The following is a 25,293-nucleotide window of genomic DNA, read 5'->3' on the forward strand; positions in this document are numbered from 1 at the left end:
CTTGCAATTGCGCCTCTCATTCCGTTTGCGTTTTTTCCCAATTCTCTCGCCCATCCTCACGGCATGGACATTCCGGCCCGTAAGCGGCTGCGCGCCTTCACAATATACTTAAACCGGGTCGCAACTGGTTGATAGATTGAGTTTGGGGGGAATTTATGCAGTCGATCCGGAACAGCGGTGCAGACCGTTCGGAACGTCGTGCCAAGTCGATGCCGCAGCGGCATGGCTTGTTCAGCAGCACGGCGTTGATTCCCGCGATCGCAGCATTGGCAGGCGGCGTGATCATGCTGCCCACCAGCGAGGCGCAAGCCCAGACCTTGGTCGATCCAGGCACCGCCGCCAATGGCTTTGGCGACAACAGCCTCTGCCTCGATTCCGCGCTGGATCTGTGCCCGATCGATCTTGGCGCGATCAACGACACGACCCCACCGGTCCTGGCCGATCTGTCTACTGGCCGCGCTGGTCGTTCGCTGCTGATGGGCGGTGACAATGGCGCGCAGATCTTCAGCATCAACGCGGATGGGGACTTTGAGTATTTCTCCGATTTCAACCAGAATACGCTCGTCCTCAACAAGCCCATCACCAATTTCATCGTTAGCGGCAACTCGTCGCAGTTGGGCGCCATCACTGAAAGCGGTGGCGCGCGCGCGCTCCGCAAGACCGGTTCGGCACGACTTGATATCGGATGTTTAGGCGGGTGCGCCACCAACACCTATTCCGGCGGCACCATCATTGCCGAGGGCTTTCTGGGCTGGGACAGGGATAATGCCTTTGGTGCCGCGGGCACGTCGATCACCATCGATGGCGGAGCAGGGCTGCTGTTTAACGGCACCTTCTCCACGAACCGTCCGATCACGCTGAGCGGCGGCACCGCCACGATCAGCGCGTTCAGAAGCGACCCGATCAATCATACCGGCACGATTTCCGGCGTCATCTCCGGCTCCGGCGCGTTGAGAATCGGCGGCAATGCCCAGCAGTTTGGCACGGTGGTGCTGTCGGGTGCCAATAGCTACCAGGGCGGCACCACCCTTGCCTCGGGAACCTTGTCGGTATCGTCCGATGGCAATCTCGGCGCATCGGGAACCGGGGTCAGCATTGGGAATGCGACCTTTGCCTTTGGCGGCAGCTTCTCGACCAGCCGCCCGTTCGACCTGACCGGTCAGGCAAAAATCACTGTCGGCACCGGCCTGACCGGAACGATCACCAGCGCGATAAGCGGCAACAGCGGCAGCCTGGACAAACTGGGCGCGGGCACGCTCGTCCTCAGCGGAACCAACAGCTACCGCTTCGGCACGACCATAGCTGGCGGCACCCTGCAGATCGAGGCGGACGCCAATCTGGGTGCGGCTGGACTTTTCGTGTCCATCAGCGACGGCGCGGGGCTAACATTTGCCAACAACTCCTTTGCGACCACACGCGCTATTACCCTGTCCGGGACGGGTGGCACGATCACGGTCAACCCCTCGCTGACGACCACCCTTAATGGCGTCATCCAGGGGGGAGCAGGCCTCACCAAGAGCGGTGCGGGCACGCTGATTCTGACCAACGCCAACAGCTATGCCGGCACGACGATCAATGCCGGCACGTTGCAGATCGGCAGTGGTGGTACGACGGGTACGCTGGGTCTGGGCGATGTTACCAACAATGCCACGCTGACCTTCAATCGTTCCAATGACCTGACAGTGTCCAACGCCATCTCAGGCGGCGGCTCGGTCATCAAGAACGGTGCGGGCACGGTGATCCTGACCGGGGCGAACACGTATTCCGGTACAACGACCATTTCGGCGGGCACGCTGCAGATCGGCAATGGTGGAACCAGTGGCGTGCTGGGGTCCGGCCAGGTCACCAACAGCGGTACGTTGGTTTTCAACCGGTCCGACGACATCACGGTGGCCAATGTCCTTGCCAACACGCTCAATGGCGTGGTGGTGAAGCAGGGCGCAGGCATGCTGACCCTGACGGGTGATCTCAGCGGTATCGGTGGCCGGGTAGAGATTGCGGGCGGCACGCTCTCGCTGGGCAACGCCAGTGGTCTGGGGGCACCGGTCACCTTCACCGGCTCGGGCATGTTGCGGACCGCCGGCAACGCGGGCCAGCCCACGAACAGCTCCATCGTCAATGGCATCACCGTGAGCAACGGCGTCATCGCCACGCTGGCAGCCGCCAATTCGCGCACGCTGACCATCAACGGCAACTTCGATCTCGGCACCGCAGCAGGCACGACCTTGCGCTTCGGCGCGGCGGGCATTGAAGGCGATGTGCAGATGAACATCTCGAGCGTCACAGGCACGCTCGGCAACAGTAGCGTCATTGCTATCGACCGCACTCGGTTGATCACCAACGCGACGTTCAACCAGTTGATAGCCGCAGCAACCGGCGGGCTCACGGTCACGGCCGGTGCAACACTTGATGTCAATGGCACCAGTGTTCAGGCCAACAACCTGACTGGCAACGGACTGATCACCAATTTCCGCGTCAACGGCAACACAAATTTCACCGCCTTCCAGACCGCAAGTTCGACCTATGGCGGTGTCATTGCATCGACCATCGGCACCCTGTCGCTGACCGTTGCGGGGACCGGCGGGCCGCTGATCCTGACGGGAACCTCGACCTATAATGGCGGCACCACGATCAACGCCGGCGCAACGCTGCAACTGGGCAACGGCATCACAAGCGGCGCCATCACCCAGGGCAGCTTCGCCAACAACGGCACGCTGGTCCTGAACCCCGGCGGTGCGTTCACCTTTGACCGGACGGTGACCGGCACGGGCACGCTGATCAAGCGGTCCACCAACACCGCCACCATCACCAGCAATCTCCAGCAAGGCGCGATCACGGTCGAGGCGGGGACGCTGGCGCTTTCCGGCACCAACACCATTGGCGGCATCACCGTGAGCGGCGGCATGTTGCAGCTGGCCAGCAACGCTGCTGCGGGCGGGGCTGGCGGGCAGATCACCACCACCGGATCGGTGATCGATTTTGCCAACGGCATCACCAACGCCACGCCGATCCTGCTCAATTCCAATACCACCCGGTTGCAGGTGACCACTGGAACGGCGACGCAATCGGGCATCATTTCGGAAACCGGCGGCGCGCGGCCGCTTGAGAAGATCGGTGCTGGAGCGCTCGTCCTTTCGGGCCTGAACAGCTATTCTGGCGGCACTTTGATCAGCGGCGGCACGTTGTCTATCGGTTCTGACGAAAACCTCGGCGCATCGGGCACCGGAATCGACATCGGCAATGCGACGTTCCAGTTCAACAACAGCTTTTCGACCACTCGTGCCTTCACGCTCACGGGTACGTCTACCATCAGTGTGGACGCTACGCGGATTGGTACAATCAACGGCAATATCGCCGGCGTCGGCAGCCTCACCAAGACAAGCTCAGGCACATTGGTTCTGACCAATGGCAACAGCTATGAAGGCGGGACGACGATCAGTGCCGGTGTTCTGCAGATCGGCAATGGCGGAACCACCGGCACGCTGGGACGGGACGACATTGCCAACAACGCCTCGCTCGTGTTCAACCGGTCCAATGATCTCACCGTAGCAAACCGCATCACCGGCACCGGCACCCTAACGAAGCAGGGCGCAGGCACGCTGGTCCTGAACGGCCTCAACACCTATGCCGGCGGCACGACGATTTCTGCGGGGACGCTGCAACTCGGCAGTGTCGGCGGCTCATCTGGCACGGTGGGCAATGGCTCGGTCTCGATTGCTGCGCTGGCCAACCTTAGGTTTGATGGGGGCGGCAACAAAGTGGTTTCCGGCGCGATTTCGGGCGACGGATCGATCACCGTGGCGGGCACCGGCAGCGCAATACTCGACAACGCGAACAACCCCTTTACCGGCGGCACCACCGTCAATGCGGGCACACTTGCCCTGGCAGCGGCCGGCAGCGCGGGCACCGGCACGATCCGGATGAACGGCGGCGCATTGCAAGCCAATAGCTCGTTCACGCTGACCAACCGATTGACCGTCGCGCAGGGAGCGGACGTGCGGATCGTGACTGCGCCAGGCGTCACGCTGACGAAGACCGGCGACGGAACCAATCCATTGGACCTTGTCGGTACCTTGCGGATTGCAACCACCGGGACCGGCGCAAATGCAGGGACCTTCCGGTTTTCCTCGGCTGCCACGACAGCCGAAACGGCACGGCTCATTATAGAGAGCGGCACGTTGCTCAACACGACCTCGGTTGTTCTGCCTGCCCTTCTGAACGTCATTGAGCTCACGCAGATCGACGCGGCCGGAACGCTCAACTTGGGCGGGGTCAATTTCAGCGGCACCGATGGCATCAAGAACCTGCAGGGCAGCGGCACGCTGATCAACAGCGGCGCGACGACCAGAATCCTTGGCGGCAGCTTCTCAGGCAGCCTCAGCGGCACGCAGAACATCATTTCCACCGGAACGCTAAGCCTGTCGGGGACAAGCGATTTTACCGGCACGACGACCGTCCAGTCGGGCAAGCTGACCGTCAGCAGTGCGGGCGCCCTGGGCACCAGTGCCAGCGGGACGACCGTCAACAGCGGTGCGACTCTGGAGATCGTCGGATCGTCGCCATCGCTGGTGGTCAGCGATGCGCTCACGATCAGCGGTACAGGCGTTGGTGGCACGGGCGCACTGCGTGTGGTGCCCAACGCTAATCCGGGTTTCCAGGGCGTCAGCTTGTCGGGGGGCGTTACGCTTGCAGCCAACGCGACGATCACGAACACGGACCGGATGCTGCTGCTGGTGACCGGTTCCCCCATTCAGCTTGGCGCTTCCACGCTCACCTTCAATGCGGAAGGGACCGGAAATTCCACGTTGAGGCTGAACAGCGTGATTTCGGGCACCGGCGGCCTGATCAAGAACGGCGCATCAGCGATGGACCTGAACGGTGCCAACACGTTCACCGGGCCTTTCGCGATCAATGGTGGCGACGTCAGCGTGAACGGCGGGGCGGCGCTTGCGGACACGGTTGCGGTCAGCATGAGCACCGGCACAAGGCTGTTCGTCAACAGCTCTGAAACCATCGGGTCGCTGGCCGGGGCGGGTTCGGTCAACTTTCAGAACAATTCGATCCTGACGACCGGGGGCACCAACACGTCGACCAGCTTTGCTGGCAATATCCTGGGAATGGGCAGCCTGACCAAGCTGGGGACGGGCACGTTCACCCTCTCCGGGACGAACAGCTATTCCGGCGGCACTACGATCAGTGCAGGGGCGCTGGCGGTTGGCAGCGATACGGCGCTGGGCACCGGCGCGCTGACCATGGCCGCTGGCACGACGTTGGAATGGGCGGCCACAGGAAATCGTTCGATCAGCAACGCCATCAACCTCAGTTCCGGCAACGGCTTCAGCGTTTCAGATCCGAATTTTACCCTGAACTTGGGTGGCGTGATCAGCGGAACGAGCGGTTTCACCGTAACCGGTGCTGGCATCGTGGCGGTCACTGGCAACAACCTTCTTGCCGGCACCATCACGATCTCGGCGGGCATCCTGTCGGTCGGCAACGGCGGCACCAGCGGAACGCTGGGCACTGCCAATGTGGTGAATAATACATCACTTCAGTTGAACCGTTCGGACAATGTCACGCTGAGCAATGTCATCAGCGGCACCGGCTTTTTGTTCAAGAATGGCTCGGGCACCCTCACGCTGTCAGGCGACAACAGCTATAGCGGAATCACCCGGATCTTCGCAGGCACTCTTCAGATCGGCGATGGCGGTACTTCAGGCTCGCTCGGTAGCGGCAGCGTGTTCTTGGAGAACGACTCGTCGCTGCTGTTCAATCGGTCGGACAATATCACTGTCGCCAGCAGCATCGGCGGTGGCGGCCCGCTGACCAAGCTGGGCGCGGGGACCCTCACGCTGACCGGCGCGAACAACTATGTTGGCACGACCATTATCAGTGCGGGCACCCTGCAGATCGGAAATGGCGGCACTACAGGCACGCTGAGCACCACTGCAGGCACGCCGAATTTGGGCAATGTCGTGAACAATGCGGCGCTGGTGTTCAATCGGTCGAACGATTTGACTGTCGCGAACGCCGTCAGCGGCAGTGGCTCGCTGACCAAGCTGGGCGCCGGCACCCTCACGCTGACCGGCCGAAACACCTATGATGGGGTAACGACTGTTTCTGCGGGTACGCTCGTCGCTCTCAGGGACAGCTCGCTCGGCACCGCGGTCGGGAACACGATCGTTGCCAATGGCGCAACGCTTCAAATCGTCGCAGATGGCCCAGTGGCCGAATCGATCACCATCAACGGCACCGGGGTGGGCGGCGTTGGTGCACTGCGTTTCAATGGGGCAACCCAACTGAATGGCGCAGTCACGCTCGGCAGCGCGGCTCGGATCAACACGGATGCCCCCTTTAGTGCCGTCTTGGCCGGTGGCATTACCGGCGACAATCTTGCTCTGACCATTGGCGGCACAGGCAGCACGACCGTCAACTCGGTGCTCGCGCTCGGCACCGGCAACCTCGTCAAGGATGGTACCGGAACACTGGTACTGGCGGGCAATAACACCTTCGGTACCACGACCATCAACTCCGGCACATTGCGGATCGGGAATGGCGGCACAACCGGTACGCTGGGCAGTGGCAATGTCTTGAACAACTTCGCGCTGGTGTTCAACCGGTCGAACGACTTCTCGGTCAGCAACGCCATCAGCGGCGGCGGTACGCTGACCAAGCAGGGCGCGGGAAATCTGACGCTGAGTGGTGCGAACGCCTATTCAGGGCTGACGACCGTTTCGGCAGGCACGCTGACCGTCAACTCCGATGGCGCGCTGGGCAGCAATGTGGCCGGGACGACGGTCAGCAACGGCGCCACGCTGGCGTTCGGCACGGCTGGAACCATTGCCGATGCCATCAGCTTCAGGGGAACCGGGGTGGGCGGCGTCGGCGCGCTGAATGCGCTCGGGTCGGTCAACCTCGATGGCAATGTGCTTTTGGAGGCCGCCGGGTTGGTCAGCGTCCAGAACGGACAGTTGATCCGTTTTCGGGGGTCAAGCTTCGGGGCCCTCGGCAATGCCGTGCTGACCCTGAATACGGACGGTAATTCGTCGATCTTTGTGAATTCCGCGGTCAGCGGCATCGGCGGCCTGATCAAGAATGGCGCCGGCCAGGTTCAACTGGCCGGCAACAACAGCTTTACCGGCCCTGTCACCATCAATGCCGGCGTACTGCAGGTAACTGGTGGCAATGCGATCAATGACTCGGTGGCGATCACGGGTGTCGGATCGGGCCGCTTGTCGCTGGACGCCAGCGAGACCATCGGATCGATCGCGGGTACAGGGTCGATTGGCCTGTTCAACAATTCGACCCTGACGACGGGCGGCAACAATTCGAGCACCAGCTATTCCGGCCAGATCTTGTCGACCGGTAGCCTGGTCAAGCTCGGCACGGGCACGTTCACCCTTACGGGCGACAGCAGCTATCTGGGTACGACCACCATCAGCGGGGGCACGCTGCAGATCGGCGATGGCGGCACCACCGGAACGCTGGGCAGCGGCGCGGTGACGAACAATGCGACGCTGGCGATCAACCTGAGCAGCGACATCACGCTGGCCCAGTTGATCACCGGTACCGGCGCGCTGCGCAAGCTGGGCGCCGGGGTGGCCACGCTGTCCTCCAACCTTGCGTTGGGTTCGGCAACGGTCGAGGCTGGCACGCTGCTGCTGTCGGGATCAAACAGCTTCACCAATGGTATCACTGTCGCCGGCGGCACGCTGGCGCTGCGCAGCACCAATGCGGCGGGCGGTGCAACCGGGCTTATCCGCACCACCGGTTCGGTCATCGATTATGGTGACGGCCTGGTCATGGCCACGCCGATCCAGCTCAACTCGAACACCACGCAGTTGCAGGTCCTCGCGGGATCGGCGACCCAGTCCGGCGTGATTTCCGAAATCGGCGGAGCGCGCCCGCTGGAAAAGATCGGTGCTGGCACGCTGACCTTGTCGGGCGCGAATACCTATTCGGGTGGCACCACGATCACCGCAGGTCGCCTGAACATCGCGTCCGATGCAAATCTGGGCAATGGAACAGGCAGACTTACGATTGGCAATGCCGTGCTGGGCGTGACCTCGACGTTGAGCTCGGGACGCGCAGTGTCACTGACCGGCGCAGCCGGCATAGATGTCGCATCGGGGCACGGCCTGTTCCTGTTTGGGCTTGTTTCGGGTCTGGGCGGGCTGACGAAGACAGGTACGGGCTCTTTGTTCCTGATCGCGAACAACGGTTACGCCGGACCCACCACGGTCAGCGGCGGCGACCTTATCGTTGGTGGAGGAAGCACCACGGGAACGCTGGGCGCAGGTAATGTCGTCGTCAACAACGGCTCCACCTTGCAATTCAACCGGTCTGATGCGTTCACGGTCGCCAATACCATCTCGGGCGCGGGTCTCGTTGCCAAACAGGGCACCGGGGTGATGACCCTCACCGGCGCGAATAGCTTTTCCGGCTCGCTGTCCATCCTTGGCGGTGCAGTCGTTCTGGACCACGCCACAGCGGGTGTGATCGACGCGGCTGGGACAGGCCGAATTTCCCTGTCGAGCAACACCATCTTGCGGACCGATATTTCCGGCTCGCTGGCCAACAACCTTACGTTCCGTAGCGGCAACTCGACGGTGGCGGCTGCAACCGGCACCACCCTGCGCCTGGCATCGAACCAGATTTCATTTGAAGCCGGGGCGGGTTCGCCGCTCAATTTCGGCGCGGCAACCGCGACCGGAACCGTTGAGCTGGCCCCGACGATTGTGCTCGTAGGGTCTCAGGTCAATCCGATCAACATCAACGGCATCACGCTGCGACTTGCCAATACCGGCGCTTATACGCTGCTGAATGGCTCCAACGGCGTGTTCCTGAACGGCGCGACGCTGGGCGCGGATTTTGCGGGCACGCTCACCAAGCCGCTCACCGTCAGCGCGACCGGAAGCACGATCGATGTCGCGGCAGCATCGCTGACCTTGCAGGGTGCTAATTCCTATAATGGCGTGCTGACCAAGACGGGTGCGGGCGAATTGCGTCTGACGGGCGCAGGGACAGGCAGCAGCACGGTGCAGCTCAACGCGGGCACTCTGGCGCTGCTCTCCACCGATGCACGCTGGGGCACAGGCACGCTGCAGATGGCGACCGGCACCACCTTGCGACTGGGCCTGCCGAGTCCTGCGACCCTGGCGAACAACATCGTTCTGGGCGCAGGCGCAGGATCGACGATCATCGCTTCGTCGACGACTTTCTCCGGGGCGCTGTCCGGCGGTGCACTGACCATCGCATCGGGCCTCGGCACCGACGGGCCGAGCGTTGTTCGGCTGACGGGCACCAACAGCTATGGTGCGACGACCATCGGGGCGGGCAATACGCTGCTGATCGGCACTGTCGCCAGTGGCGGTACGCTCGGCACGGGCAACGTCACCATCAATTCGGGGGCAACGCTACGCTTCGAGGGCAACAACGACACGGTCGGCAATGTCATTTCGGGCGCAGGACGACTGGTCCGCGACGGGATCGGGACGACCACGCTGACCGCGGTGAACAGCTATGCCGGTGGTACGCTGATTTCGGGTGGCGGCATCGCGATCGGCAATGCAGGCGCGCTGGGCAGCGGTGCGCTCACCATGACCGGCACGTCCAGCCTGACCACCGCGACGGGTGTCTCGGCGACGGTCACCGGCGTGACGATCGGCAATTTCGCCAGTTCCAGCATTTCTGCGGCAGCAGGGCAGACGCTGGCGCTGGGCGGAACGCTCGACCTCAGCAGTTTCGCCAACTCGCTGGTCTTCGGCACGCTTGTCCAGACCGGCACCGTCCAGATCGGTTTTGCCCCTGCAACCGGGCCGGTCACCAACGCATCCATGCGCATCGATGCGGGCACCCTGCGTCTGGGCTCGGCGTCGGATGCCTTCCTGCTGCGCCTGGGTGGCGGAATGACCATCGGATCGCCAGGCGGCATACTGAGCGGCCTGGTTGGTACGCTCGACCTCAACGGCTTTGCAGGCGGCGGCGTCAACCTCAACGGTTTGGGCGCAATCACCAATTCGTCCGCAACGGGCGCTCAGTTCGAAGCTCTGCAGAATGCGGCATCGACTTTCGGCGGCACGATTGGCGGCGGCACCGGCGCGATCTCGCTGCTCAAGAGCGGCACCGGCGCGCTGACGCTGACCGGCGCGAACACCTATTCCGGCACGACCAGCATCACCGGCGGCAGCCTGCAGATCGGTAATGGCGGCACCACCGGAAGCCTTGGCACCGGCGCGGTATCGATCGCCAGTGGCGCGCAGCTACTGCTCAACCGCAGCGACGCAGTCAGCATGGCCAATATCTTCACCGGTGCTGGCGCGGTGCAGAAGAACCTGGCCAATACGCTGACGCTTACCGGGAGCAACACCGGCGGAAACGCCTTTACCGGCACGTTCAACGTCAATGGCGGGATGCTGCTGGTCAATGGAACGCTGGGCGATGTCACCAACCGCGCTGCGACCATCAACGTGGCATCGGGCGCAGCGCTGGGCGGATCGGGTACGATCCAGGGCAATGTCGTGGTCGCCAATGGCGGCATCCTCTCGCCCGGCAACAGCCCCGCGACGCAGACCATCGCGGGCAACCTCACGCTCAACGCCAGCTCGGTGCTGAACTTCGAGCTCGCACAGGCGGGCGTTGTCGGCGGCGGGATCAACGACCTGATCAGCGTCGGCGGCAATCTGGTGCTCGACGGGACGCTGAATGTCACCGCGCTGCCTGGCTTCGGCGCGGGCTTCTACCGCCTGTTCAACTATGGCGGAACGCTGACCAACAACACGCTGAACCTCGGCACGCTTCCGCTGGGCTTTACCTCGTCGATTCTCACCGACATTGCGGGCCAGGTGAACATCCTGTTCAACGCGGGCGCGCAGACGGTGCAATATTGGGATGGCACCGACCTGACTGGTGCCATCGCCACGGTGAACGGCGATGGCGGCGCGGGCAGCTGGACCAGCGCCGCGACCAACTGGACCAACCCCACCGGCTTTGCTGTCAACAGCAGCTGGGCGGGCCAGGCAGGCGTGTTTGCAGGCGCAGCGGGTGGCACGATCGGCATCACGGGCAGCCAGGCCTTCCAGGAACTGCGCCTCCTGACCAGCGGCTATACGCTCAACGCTAATAACGCCGCGAGCGGGCTAGCGACGACGGGCGGCTTCTCGATCATCAATGTGGATTCGGGCATTGCGACCCTGATCAACGCCCCGATCTCGGGCTCGGCAGGGCTGACCAAGACCGGCGGCGGCACGCTGACGCTGGCCGGTGCGAACAGCTATGCGGGGCTCACGACCGTCAGCGGCGGCACGCTGTCGCTGACCAGCGGTGGGGCGATTGCTGGCGCGGTGCAGAACAATGCGACGCTGACCAATGCGGGGACGATCAGCGGTCTCGTGACCAATGCGGGCACGCTGACCAGCACCGGCACGCTGGCGGGTGGGCTTACCAACAACGCGGGTACGACGGCGAATGTCGCTGGCAGTTTTGGCGGCAACGCAATCGTCAACAGCGGCACGCTGACGCTGACCGGCGTGACTGGCGGCATCGGTGCGGTGACGCAGAATGTCGGCGGCACGATCAACCTTGGCGGGCAAAGTGTCAGTTTTGGAAGCCTAGCGGGTACAGGGACGATCAACCAGTCCGGTCCAGGTGTTCTGACCATCGGCGGCAACAATGCGAGCACCAGCTTTGCCGGAAATTTCACCGGCAGCTCTGGCAGCATTGTCAAGACAGGCACGGGGACCCAGACCCTGAGCGGCTCCAGCAGCTGGGGAGGCCTGACGACCGTGGATGGCGGCACGCTGTCCATTACGGGTGCGGGCTCGCTTGCTGGCCAGGTCCTCAATCGCGCAAGCTTCACCAATGCCGGTATCGTCGCAGGCTCGGTGATCAATTCGGCAACGCTCGTCTCAACCGGTGTGATCGGCGGCGGCCTCACCAACAACGCCGGTGCCATCGCCAGTATTGCCGGGCAGTTGAATGGCGCGGTCACCAACACGGGCACGATCACGCTCACGGGCATCACCACGGGCATGACCAATGTCGAGAATAATGGAACGCTCAACCTTGCAGGCTTTGACACCAGCATCGGCAGCCTTGGCGGATCTGGCGGGATCGCTCTTGGCAATGGCCTGCTGACGGTCGGCGCAAGCAACGGCGCGCAGCTGTTCGACGGCATCATCTCGGGCACAGGCGGGCTCGTGAAGGTCAATGCAGCCAGTACCCTGGAGCTGCGCGGTGCGAACAGTTACGCCGGACTCACCACCATCAGCGGTGGGAGGCTGACCGTGTCGGGCTCCGGACGTCTGGCAGGGCCGGTGCAGAACAATGCCACTTTCATCGTGGATGATGGGGTGATCGCCGGGCTTGTAACCAATGCTGGGACTCTCGTTTCGACCGGGGCACTGAACGGGGGGCTGGTCAACAGTTCGGGAGCCAATGCCGGGTTGCGCGGCACGCTGAACGGACCCGTTTCGAACTCTGGCACAATCACGCTGACCGGCATCACCACCGGCAATGCGGCGGTGAGGCAGACCGGCACAGGCACGTTCAACATGGCCGGGTTCAATGCCACCATCGGCAGCCTTGCGGGCAGCGGTCAGGTGCAGCTGGGCAGCGGCACGCTGACGCTGGGCGGTGCGAACACGAGCACCGATTTTGCCGGGGTGATCTCCGGCAGCGGGTCGCTGGTCAAGACCGGCACGGGCACGCAGACACTCTCGGGCGCGAACACGTTTGCGGGCCTCACGTCGATCACGCAGGGCTCGATCGTCCTGGCCACCGGTGGATCGCTGGCGAGCGCGGTTCAGAACAATGCGACCTTCATCAATGCGGGAACGACCGCAGGGCTGGTCACCAATGCAGGCACGCTGACCTCCACCGGGACGCTGGGCGGCGGGCTGATCAACACCGCGGGCGCGACGGCCAATCTTGCCAACGCGGTCAATGGCGCGATCACCAATTCGGGCGCGATCACGCTGACGGCGGGCCTTTCCGGATCGCCCACCTTCACCCAGAATGCGGGTGCAAGCCTCAACCTCGCCGGGTTCAGCGCAACGCTGGGCAGCATCGCGGGCAGTGGCGCAATCCAGCTTGGCTCCGGCACGCTGACCGCAGGGTCAAACAACAGCTCGACCAGCTTTGATGGCGTCATCTCCGGCTCCGGCAGCTTCACCAAGACGGGCAGCGGTGCGCTGACGCTGGGCGGCAGCAACACGGCAGAGAGCAATTTCACCGGGACCGTCACCGTCAATTCCGGATCGCTGGTGCTCAACGGACGGCTGGGCGATGCGGTCGCCAACAGCGCGACGCTCAATATCGCCAATGGCGCGACGTTGAGCGGCTCGGGCACCTTCCTGGGCAATCTTGCGCTGGGAACGGGCGGCATCTTTGCGCCCGGCAACAGCCCGGGCACGCTGGCCATCGGCGGCAATCTGCTGCTCGATGCAACCTCGGTGCTCAATTTCGAACTCGCGCAGGCGGGCGTGGTCGGCGGCGGCATCAACGACCTGATCACCGTCGGCGGCAACCTGACGCTCGATGGCACGCTCAACGTGGCTGCACTGCCGGGCTTTGGCGATGGCATCTATCGCCTGGTCAATTATGCCGGTGCGCTGACCGACAATGGCCTCGCGTTCGGCTTGCGTCCCGATGGCTATACCGCCTCGCTGATCACCAATGTCGCTGGACAGGTCAGCGTCCAGTTCACGCTGGGCGTCCCCACCGTGCTCTACTGGGATGGCGCCGACACCACAGCTGCGTCCAATGCAGTCAACGGCAATGGCGGATCGGGCACCTGGAACAGCACGACCACCAACTGGACCTCTGCGCCCGGATTCTCGACCAGCTTTGCCTGGGGCAGCCAGACCGGCGTATTCGCAGGCGCAGCGGGCGGTACGGTTCAGGTCAGCGGAACCCAGGCGTTCCAGCAGCTGCGCTTTGAAACCGGCGGCTATGTGCTGGGCACGGCCGCAGGCGGCGGTGCGCTGGCAACCACCGGCGGCACATCGATCATCGACGTTTCGGCAGGGCTGGCGGCGACGATCGACACGCCGATTCAAGGAACGGCAGGCCTGACCAAGGCCGGCACCGGCACGCTCACTCTGGGCGGCGCAAACAGCTATGCCGGGCTCACCAGCATCGCAGCAGGCACGCTGGCCCTGTCCAGCGGCGGCGTGATTGCAGGGGCGGTCGATAACGCCGCAAGCTTTAGCAACGCAGGCACCGTGGCGGGTCAGGTGACCAACCGGGCCAGCCTGACTTCGACCGGGGCGCTGAACGGCGGTCTGGTCAACAATGCGGGCGCGACGGCCAGCCTTGCGGGCACGGTGACGGGCGCGGTATCGAACGCTGGCACGATCGTGCTGACCGGAGCAACCACCGGCATCGGCGCTCTCGTCCAGACCGGCGGTGCGCTCGACCTCGCCGGGTTCAACACCAGCATCGGCAGCCTTGCGGGCAGCGGATCGGTGGCCCTGGGCAATGGAACGCTGACCCTGGGCAGCGACAACGCCAGCACCAGCTTTGCGGGCGTCATCACGGGCAACGGTGGCCTGACCAAGACAGGCAGCGGCGCGTTCACGCTCACCGGCGCGAACACCTTCTCAGGCGGTACCACGGTCAGCGCCGGCCAGTTGACGCTGGCTGCAGGCGCCTCGCTTGCCGGTGCGGTGATCAACAATGCGAGCTTCGTCAATTCCGGCACTGTCGCCGGGTCGCTCACCAACAATGGAACCGCGACCTCGAATGGCATCCTGAATCTTGGCCTGACCAACACCGGCGGCGCGACCGCGTTCATTTCCGGACAGCTGAACGGCGCGGTCACCAATTCGGGCACCATCACGCTCACCGGGCTCACGACGGGAATGGGGTCATTCAACCAGTCTGGCGGCACGCTCAACCTGGCCGGGTTCGGTACGACCATCGGCAGTCTGGGTGGCAGCGGGGCAGTCCAGCTTGGCACCGGCGGCTCGCTCGTCACCGGCGGCAACAACACGACAACCACCTTCTCCGGCGTGATCTCGGGCAATGGCAGCCTGACCAAGACGGGCACCGGCACCTTCACGATGTCGGGCCTGAACACCTTTACCGGTTTGACCACGGTCAATGGCGGACTGGTCCAATTGACCAGCAGCGGCGCGATTGCCGGCGCAGTGCAGAACAATGCCAGCTTCACCAATTCCGGCGCAGTGCAGGGGCTGGTCACCAATGCGGGAGCGCTGCGCTCTACGGGTACGCTGGCTGCCGGACTGACCAACAACGTTGGCGCGGTGGCTGATCTTTCGGGCGTATGGAACGGCACGGTCTCCAACGCAGGCACCGTGCGCCTCATCGGGTCCATCAGCGGCAATGCCACGTTCAACCAGCTTGGCACCGGTGTGTTCGACCTGGCGGGATCCACTGCATCAATCGGCGCGCTTTCGGGTGCAGGTTCGGTGCAGCTGGGCACGGGCTCGCTCGCAATGGGCAGCAACAATGCCAGCACCAGCTTTACAGGTGTCATCACCGGCAGTGGCGGTATCGAAAAGCTCGGCACGGGCACGTTCACGCTGACGGGTGCCAACACATTTGCCGGTCGCACGCTGGTCAGCGCCGGTTCGCTGACCCTGGCATCGGGAGGCTCGCTGGCCGGGCCGGTGACCAACAGCGCCGTCTTCACCAATGCAGGAACCGTTGCCGGCGCAGTGACCAACAGCGGTACGCTGGTATCGACCGGCGCGATCAACGGCGGCCTGATCAACAATGCCGGGGCAAGCGCGAACATTTCGGGCGTGCTCGCCGGAAACGCCATCAACCGGGGCACGATCACCCTGACCGGAGCGACGACAGGCATTGCCGAGCTTTCGATGGCGACGGGAGCCACGTTCAACCTGGGCGGTTTCGCGACAACCATCGGCAATCTGACCGGTGGCGGCGGCACCATCGCCCTGGGCAGCGCCACGCTGACATTGGGCAGCGGCAACCAGTCGCAGACCTATGACGGCACGATCACCGGAACCGGCGGCCTGACCAAGGTCAGCGCCAGCACCTTCTCGCTTTCGGGCGCGCAGGGCTATACCGGCCTGACAAGCGTCAATGGCGGCACGTTCATTCTGGGCAGCAATGGCTTGCTGGCAGGGGCGCTGGCCAATAACGCCACGGTCAGCACCAATGGCCGCATCGCCGGTCTGGTGACGAACAACGCCACGCTCACCTCCACCGGCGCGCTCGATGGCGGGCTGGTGAACGCGGCGGGCGCTTCTGCGAGTATTCGCGGCACGCTGGCCGGGGCGGTCAGCAATGCAGGCTCGATAACGCTCACGGGTTCGACCACCGGCATCGGTGCTGTCACCCAGGCGAGCACGGGCAGCTTCGATACGGCTGGGATCAGCACCAGCTTCGGCAGCCTGGCCGGCAGCGGCACGGTGCGCCTGGCCAATGGCGCGGTCCTGACGACGGGCGGCAACAATGGCAGCACCAGCTTCGGCGGCCTGATCACCGGAAATGGCGGGCTGACCAAGGCGGGTACGGGCACGTTCACGCTGACTGCGGTGCAGGACTTTACCGGCCTCACCACCGTGGGTGCGGGCACACTGGCGATCGGCACCGGCGCTTCGCTCGCGGGCGGCGTGACCAACAACGCCACATTGACCAACGCTGGAACGATCGCTGGCGCGGTGACCAACACCGGTGCGCTGGTTTCGACCGGCACGCTTTCGAGCGCGCTGACCAATGCGGCTGGCGCAACGGCGCAGATCGCAGGCCTGCTGGACAATGCCGTCAGCAATGCCGGAACGATCACGCTGACCGGCACAACCACCGGCATCGGCGCAGTGACTCAGGACGCCACCGGGGTCTTTGCCCTGGGCGGCTTCAATACCAGCATCGGTAGCCTGTCGGGCAGCGGATCGGTGCAGCTGGGCGCGGGCGTGCTCACCACCGGCGGGGACAACAGCACGACCAGCTTTGGCGGCGTGCTGTCGGGTACGGGCGGCCTTATCAAGACCGGCAACGGCAGCTTCGCGCTGTCTGGCGCCAACAGCTATGCCGGCCTCACCACGGTGAACCAGGGCGTGCTCTCGGTGCGCAACAACGCGGCGCTGGGCACAGCAGCGGCTGGAACCGTCGTGGCTGCAGGGGCGGCGCTGGAACTGCAGGGCGGAGTCACGGTCAATGGCGAGGCGCTGACGATCAGCGGCACCGGTGTCGGTGGCGCGGGCGCATTGCGTAACGTCGCCGACAACAACATCTGGGCAGGCACGGTCAGCTTGGGATCGGACAGCCTGATCACGGCCGATGCAGGCCGTCTGGACATCGAGTTGCTGGCCGGAACGTCGCAGGCGTTGACGACCGGCGGCGCGGGCCTGATCGGCCTCGCCAATGCGACCAGCGCAGGCACGCTGATCGTCACCGGTGGGAGCACCGCATTGTTCGGCACCGGCAATTTTGCTGCGGGCGTGACCGTCAATGCAGGCAACCTGTTCCTGCAGGGCGGCACCAGCATCGACGATGCAGCGGCCGTGACCCTGGGCACCGGCAATCTGATCGTCGCGGTGTCCGAGACCATCGGTTCGCTGGCAGGCGCAGGCGGCACGGTGCAGATCGACGCCGGACAGACGCTCAGCCTCGGCGGCAACAATGGATCGACCAGCTTTGGCGGCGTGATCTTCAACACCGGCAATCTCGCCAAGCAGGGTACCGGCACCTTCACCGTGACGGGCCTGCTTGCACATAGCGGCACCACGGCGATCACCGGCGGCACGCTGCTTTCCGGCGCGGCCAATATCTGGTCGGGCAATGGTCTGGTGACGATTGCCACCGGCGGCACGCTCGATCTGGGCGGTTTTGAACAGGGCATCGGATCGATTAGTCTGGCGGGCGGCACGCTGGCCAACGGCGCGCTGACGGGCAGCATCAGCTCGAGCGGCGGCACCATCCGCGACATCAGCGGCACCGCCAACGCCTTGCGCGCCATCGGCGGCACCACCACGCTGACCGGCGCGGGCAGCTTTGCCCAAGGCGTGACGCTGGCAGGCGGCGATGTCGTGCTGCAGGGGGCAGGGGCCTCGATCGCGGACAGCGCCCTGGTCACCGTCGACACCGGTACGCTTGCCGTGAATGTCGGCGAGACGATCGGCGCGCTGGCAGGCAGCGGCGGCCGCGTGCAGATCGCCGCGGGTCAGACGCTCACCACTGGCGGCAGTAACCCGAGCACCGCCTATGCGGGCGTGCTGGCGGGCAATGGCGCTGTGATCAAGACCGGCGCGGGCACGTTCACGCTATCGGGCGCGAACACGCTCACTGGCCCGATCACCGTGAATGCAGGCGTGCTTGCACTTGCCAGTGGCGCAAGCCTGGCTGGCGCGGTGCAGAACAATGCCGGGTTCAGCAATGCAGGCACGGTCGCGGGCCTGGTGACCAATAGCGGCACGCTGATCTCGACCGGCGTGCTGGGTGGCGGCCTCGTCAACAGCGGTTCGGCGGGCCTTTCCGGCCAGCTCAATGGCGCGGTCAGCAACAGCGGCCTCGTGCAGCTTCAGGGTGCCCTGACCGGCATCACCGGCTTCAACCAGACCGCCAATGGCATGTTCGATCTGGCCGGGTTCAACACCAGCATCGGCAGCCTTTCGGGTGCTGGCAGCGTGCTGCTGGGCAGCGCCACCCTGACGCTGGGCAGCAGCAACGCTTCCACGAGCTTCGGCGGCACGATCGGCGGCACCGGCGGGCTGATCAAGACAGGGTCGGGCACCTTCACGCTGACCAGCGGCCAGGGCTATACCGGCCTGACCACGGTCAATGCAGGTCTGCTGTCGCTCACGGCGAATGCGGGCCTCAGCGGATCGGTGCTGAACAATGCCGGTTTCGCAAGCTCCGGCCTCATCCTGGGATCGCTGACCAACAACGGCACCGCGACGCTGGCAGGCCAGATCAACGGCGCGGTCATCAACGGCGGCAGCATCACCGCCAGCGGTCAGCTGATCGTGCAGGGCCGCCTGACGCAGAATGCGGGCGGCAGCACGAACCTTGCGGGCTTCAACGCGTCGCTAGGCAGCCTGGCGGGCGTGGGTCCGATCCAGCTTGGCAGCGGAACGCTCGTGGTGGGCTCGGACAACAGCTCCTCGCTGTTCTCGGGCGTCATATCGGGCAGCGGCGGGCTGCAGAAGCTGGGCACCGGCACGTTCACGCTGACCGGCATCAACAGCTATACCGGCGTCACGCTCGTCAACGCCGGTACGCTGGTGATCGGCGAGGGCGGGAGTGTCGGCGGTACCACGGGCAGCGTGACGGCAACGGTTGCGGCACCTTCGTCCGTGAGTGCACCGGTTGCCGTTGCAGCTTCGGCGCCGCTCGTGGCTGAACAGGCGAGAATGCCCGAAGCGGTCACCTTGCTGGCAGCGACCAGCGCCACGGCCGATACCGGCCCGGCTTTCGCAGCGGCCACCAGCACCGCCGCGACCGCCTCGCCGTCGCTTGCTGCGCGTGCGGGCATGATCGTGGACAACGGAGCGATTGCAGGCGGGCTGACGCCAGCCAGCCTCACCTCCAGCGCAGAGCGTCTGCCGCTGGCAGGCGGCGTCTCCTCCGGACCCGAGCGGGTTGATCTGTTCGGCGATCCGGTATCGGGTGCGGTCTTGGCCGATCTGCCGGTCGTGACGCTCGGCGAGGCCGCCCAGTCGGTCGCTCCGGCGGCGGCTTCGGCGGCCTCGTCTGAAGGGCGTCTGGCCATGCTGTCCGATCTCAGCAACGGCCTGGGCACAGCGCGGCTCGATAACGGCCTTGGCGCAGATGCGCTGCAGGGCGACGCGGAAATGGCGAGCCCGGTTACAGCGGCGCTGCTCGATCCGGCGGCTCCCGCTGCATCTGCAGGCGAAGCCGCGATGGCGGGCACGCTCAGCACGGCGGTCATCGCAGGCAGCGTGCTCAACAATGCAGGCCTGATAAACCACGGCTCGATCCTGGGCCAGCTGGTCAATTCGGCAGGCGCTACGGCGGTCAACAATGGCGTGATCCGCGGGCTCGTAACCAACAATGGCACCTTCACCTCGGTGGGGACGCTTTCGGGAGGCCTGGCCAACAGCGGCACGGCGCGGATCAGCGGTGTGCTGACCGGCGATGTGTTCAACAGCGGCAGCATCACGCTGACCGGCCTCACCACCGGCATCGCGCTGTTCCAGCAGGCGGCCACCGGCAGCCTCAATCTGGGCGGCTTCGATACGACGCTGGGCGTGCTGTCGGGCGCGGGCACGGTCACGCTGGGCAGCGCACGGCTCACAACCGGCACCAACGGCGTGAACTCGTTGTTCAGCGGCGTGATCTCGGGCAGCGGTGCGCTGACCAAGACGGGCACCGGCGGACTGATCCTCGATGGCGAGAACAGCTATACCGGCGGCACCACCATCGCAGGCGGCACGCTGCAGCTGGGCAATGGCGGCACCACCGGTTCGATCATCGGCCCGGTGCTGAACAACGGCGCGCTGATCATCAACCGCAGCAATGGCTATACCTTTGCGAGCACCATCAGCGGCACCGGCATGTTCGTGCAGGCGGGCACCGGCACCACGACGCTGACCGGCGCGAACAGCTATAGCGGCGGCACGCTGATCTCCGCCGGTCGCCTGATCGGTTCCACGGTCTCGCTCCAGGGCCTGATCCAGAACGATGCGGCACTCGAATTTGCCCAAGGCACCAACGGCGTATTCGCGGGCCGCATCGGTGGCACCGGGCTGTTCGACAAGACCGGCGCAGGGCTGCTGGAACTGACTGGCGACAACAGCGCGCTGCGCGGGGCAACGACGGTGCGCGCAGGTGAATTGCGCGTGACCGGATCGCTGGCGGGATCGGCCACCAATGTGCTCTCCGGCGCGACGCTCTCGGGCAACGGCACGGTCGGCGGTTTGGTCGCTCGTAGCGGCGCGACAGTCTCGCCGGGGGCAAATGGCCTCGGCATGCTGGGCGTCAATGGCGCGATCCAGCTGCAATCGGGCAGCACGCTCCGGCTGCAGGTGCAGGCCCCCAATGGCTCGGACATGCTGATCGGCAACGGCACGATGCAGCTGGGCGGCACGGCGGCGATCACCAATCTGGGCGGTACCTATGCCTTCAACAGCAACTATCTGCTGCTTCAGGCCAGCGGCGGCCGCACCGGCACGTTCGATACGGTGACCGGCTTTGGCGAGTTCGGCATCCTCTACCGGCCGCAGCTGGTCTATACCGCCAACCAGGTGCTGCTGCGCATGGCACCCAATCTGCTCACCAACATTGTCGGCGCCACGCCGCTGACCGCCAACCAGCGTTCGGTGGTGTCGCGGATCGATGCGGCGGTGACCGCTGGCTATAATCCGCAGCCGCTGTTCAACGTCTATGCGCTGCCCAATGCGCAGCAGCCGAACGCGTTCGATCAGCTCTCGGGCGAGGTCTATGCAACCGCAGCGGGCGTGGGCATCGAACAGGAGCGGCTGGTGCGCGAGGCTGTGCTGGGCCGCATCGGCGCGGTCGCGTCCGCCTCGCGCGAGACGACCGAATGGGGCAATGGCGCAGGCGCCTGGGGCCAGGTGTTCGGCAGCTGGGGCGATGGCAAGCGCGACGGCAATGCCGCGCGCTATGAAAGCGATCGTCAGGGCTTCATCACCGGCATCGATTACGGCAATGCCAATGGCGAAGGCAGCTGGCGCATCGGCGCATTCGGCATGCACATGACCAGCAAGGTCAGCGTCGATGCACGCGGATCGCGCACCGAGGTCGAACAGACCGGCGGCGGCCTTTATGCCGGCGTCAACAGCGGTGGCTTGAGCGTCGCCATGGGCGCGAGTGTGACCGGGGTTGACCTCACCAGCGTGCGCAACATCGTGCTGCCGGGCTTTGCCGAGACCAACCGGGGCCGGGGCGATGGCCGCGCGGTGCAGGGCTTTGCAGAGCTGAGCTATGCGATCGATGCAGGCAACGCGACCTACCGTCCGTTCGCCAGTGTCGCGGCGGGATCGTTCAAGCTCGATGCGCTGACCGAAACCGGCGGCGCGGCGGCGCTTGCGGTCCGGCGTCAGAGCTATAGCAGCGGATCGATCACCATAGGTGCCGATGGCGTGGTGCGCATGGGCAAGGTGCAGCTCTCGGGCACGCTGGCAGGGCGGGTCCAGGTCGGCGATCGCGATCCCGCAGCCCAGATCGCTCTGGCTGCTGCTCCAGCTCAGGCCTTCACGGTTCGCGGTGTCCAGCTCGACAGCTTTGCTCTGGCCGCCAGGCTTGATGCAACGCTCAAGCTTGGCAGCAATGCCGATCTGTCGCTGGGCTATACCGGCCTGATCGGCAACGACACCGCCGACCATGGGGCAAGGGCGACGCTCTCGGTGCGGTTCTGAAATCTGGATGTGGGCTGCAGCGATGGCAGCCGCTGGCTGACGCGCTGAGCCCGCGCTCCGCTCGCGCCCGCCGCGACCTTTTGCCCGTTAAAGCACCGGGGCAGCAGGGCCGTGCGCTCCATCGCCATATTGTCTCGCCGCGGGCAGCGCCTTAAGGGTTCGAGGCCAGACGGGGATCAGGAAAAGAGCGGTCGGTCTTATGCGCCACCGGGAGGGCCGAAGGATGCAAGTATCGGAACCGACGCCTTTTTCAGGCCGAATGGGGTTGATGACGCGTGCCGCCGCCCTGCTGACGATCAGCCGCCTGCTGCTGCGCGCTAATATCCGATCGCGTCACCGGCGCACGCTGCTGGGCTATCTGTGGCTCGCCATCCCGGGAATGGCATCGGCATTTGCGTTCAGTCTCCTGCGCAAGGGCCAGCTGCTGGCAGTTGGCGAGGTCGCGATGCCCTATCCGCTGTTCGTGTTATCGGGGGTGTTCCTGTGGCAGGCCTTTGTCGACGCGCTCACTGCGCCGACCCAGCATCTTGTTCAGCAGCGCCGCTTCCTCTCGCTTGTTCCGGCACCCTTTGAAGCGGTGGTGATCGCTGCTGCGGGCGAGGTCCTGATCAACCTCGCGATCCGGATGGCGATACTGGCGGCCGCCATGCTGGTTTTTGGGCAGGCCCCTGATTCTGCATGGTTGCTGCTGCCGTTGGCCGGGCTGGCCATGGTTGCGATAGGATTGGTGCTGGGGCTGGCGCGATCAACCCCTGCTGGTTGCAACCTATCTCACGGGCTGGCTTGCCTTCGCGCTGTATTCCCTGCCGCCATTCCGGTTCAAGTCCCGCGGCATTGCCGGCATCCTTTGTGATGCGACCGGCGCGCATCTTGTCCCATCAATGTTGGCAGCCCTTGTCACGGCGCGCGCGCTTGGCATGGCGTTGCACGCCGAATGGGTACTCGCCGTCGGATGCTGGGCCTTGCTCTATGGGCTGCGCGGCATCCTGTGGCATCAGATCGGCGATCTTGGGGCGGATCAATCCTCTCGAACGCACACATTTGTCGCGCGCTATGGCAAGAGCGTGACGATCGGGACGGTGCACTGCTTGCTCTTTCCGCTGGAACTGTGCGCGATGGCCGCCATCGTCATCCAGACAGGGCCGGGCGGCGTGGCTGCTGCCTGCGCGGCGCTTCTGCTTTACGCCGGGCTGGAATATGGCCGTTACGACCGCTTCGACATGAGCGTGATCGTTGTCGAGCCCAGACCGCGCAGCAGCGTCGCCCTGCTCGAATATTACGGGGTTTTCCTGCCGCTTGCGTTTCTGGTGCTGGGCATCTTCCGCGACTGGGAAACGCTCGCCATCCTGCTGTTGCACGGCCTGCTGTTTCCAGCCCGTTGCCGGCAGATCTGCGCCGACATCGCAAAGTTCGCCGACCCGCAATACGTTCCGCGCTCCAGGCGTGTGTGATCAAGGCAGCGGTGTTCAAGCTTGGCGGTTATCGTTCCGAAGCCAAAGCGTGCAGCAACCCGGCCGCCTGCTGTGCAGGGACCGGCGGGTGATGCGATGCCGATCTGCCCGGGGCCGGGGAAATGCCCCATGGGGCCAACGTAAACGTAGGGAAAAAATGGTGGACGCACTAGGGCTCGAACCTAGGACCCGCTGATTAAGAGTCAGCTGCTCTACCAACTGAGCTATGCGTCCATCCATGGCGGGGCGGCTCGAATCAGCCGCCGCCGGGAGAGCCGTGCCTATATAGGAATGAGGACGGATGGGAAGACCTTTTTTGGCCTTCTTGCGCATAAATTTGCGGGTCGTCGGGTAAGGTCCGGCGCGGCCGCTTTTTGGCGGCGCGCTGTCGTTCAGGCGACCACCCGGCCAGCGCTGCCGCCGCCCTGGCGGGTGGTGCGTTCGATGCCCATCAGCAGGCCGATACAGATCATGATCGTCATCATCGACGATCCCCCATAGCTCAAAAAGGGCAGGGGAATGCCGACCACCGGGGCCAGGCCCATGACCATCAGCATGTTGATCGCGATGTAGAAGAAGATCACCATGGTGAGGCCGCCGCCGGCCAGCTTGCCGAATCGGGTAGTCGCGTTGAGCGACACGATCGTGGCCCAGCGCAGCAGCAACGCGAACATCAGGATCACGAACAGGCCGCCGATCAGCCCCCATTCTTCCGCCATCGTGGCGAAGACGAAATCGGTATGCCCCTCGGGCAGATAGTCGAGATGGCTTTGCGAGCCCTGGAGATAGCCCTTGCCGCCGATGCCGCCCGATCCGATCGCGATCTTGGACTGGCTGATATGATAGCCGGTGCCCAGTGGGTCGCTCTCCGGATCGAGGAAGATGAGCACGCGGTTCTGCTGATACTCCTTGAGCAGGAAGAAGAAGGCAAAGGGCACGAAGGCCGCGCCGGCCAGACCCGCCCCGATGAACAGCCGCAGCGGCACGCCCGCCAGGAACATCACGGTGACGCCGCCGGTCATCACCGCGATCGATGTGCCAAGGTCGGGCTGGGTCATCACCAGGAACCACGGCACGCCGATCAGCACCAGTGGCGGCCAGATGGCCGACCAGCTGCGCGCCTGGCCGATGGGCAGCATCTCGTAGAAGCGCGCGATGGCGAGCACCACCAGCGGCTTCATGAATTCCGATGGCTGCAGGCGGATGAAGCCCAGCTCGATCCAGCGCTGGCTGCCGCCCTTGACCGCTCCCGCCAGCTCGACGAGCAGCAACAGCACCGCAAACAGCGCATAGGCGGGGAAGGTGCCCAGCTTGACGAAATTCTCGCTGAACAGGCGGATGACGAGCGCCATCGTGAGGAAGACGACAAAGCGCAGCGCGTGAATGCCCGCCCAGGGCGAAATGCTGCCCCCGGCGGCCGAATAGAGCACGACCACGCCGAAACCGGCGATGGCGATGGTGATGAAGATGATCTGCCAGGGCAGCTCCGCCACCGGGCGGGGGACAAAGGCCAG

4 protein-coding genes and 1 tRNA gene are annotated in these 25,293 nt (G+C 64.7%); 3 read left to right on the forward strand and 2 right to left on the reverse strand.

Annotated features, from left to right (window positions below):
• The first annotated feature begins 155 nt into the window (after window positions 1-155).
• The 3 genes from OU999_02510 to OU999_02520 all read left to right on the forward strand — a co-directional run bounded on the left by OU999_02510 (window position 156) and on the right by OU999_02520 (window position 23,779).
• Window positions 156-22,328 (forward strand): autotransporter-associated beta strand repeat-containing protein, encoded by a 22,173-nt coding sequence (locus OU999_02510; protein ID WAC24088.1) that lies wholly within the window; start codon window positions 156-158, stop codon window positions 22,326-22,328.
• A gap of 268 nt (window positions 22,329-22,596) precedes the next feature.
• The gene (locus OU999_02515) at window positions 22,597-23,181 is read left to right on the forward strand and encodes a hypothetical protein (protein ID WAC24089.1); all 585 of its coding nucleotides are present in this window, start codon (window positions 22,597-22,599) and stop codon (window positions 23,179-23,181) included.
• A gap of 28 nt (window positions 23,182-23,209) precedes the next feature.
• Window positions 23,210-23,779 (forward strand): hypothetical protein, encoded by a 570-nt coding sequence (locus OU999_02520; GenBank protein WAC24090.1) that lies wholly within the window; start codon window positions 23,210-23,212, stop codon window positions 23,777-23,779.
• 158 nt (window positions 23,780-23,937) lie between these two features.
• Here OU999_02520 and OU999_02525 read toward each other — a convergent pair.
• Together OU999_02525 and rodA are read right to left on the reverse strand one after the other, a co-directional pair.
• A tRNA-Lys gene (locus tag OU999_02525) sits at window positions 23,938-24,013 on the reverse strand.
• Window positions 24,014-24,171: 158 nt separating this feature from the next.
• The gene (rodA, locus tag OU999_02530; GenBank protein WAC25329.1) at window positions 24,172-25,293 is read right to left on the reverse strand and encodes a rod shape-determining protein RodA; all 1,122 of its coding nucleotides are present in this window, start codon (window positions 25,291-25,293) and stop codon (window positions 24,172-24,174) included.

This window comes from Blastomonas sp. SL216 (assembly GCA_026625625.1).
Lineage (GTDB): Bacteria > Pseudomonadota > Alphaproteobacteria > Sphingomonadales > Sphingomonadaceae > Blastomonas.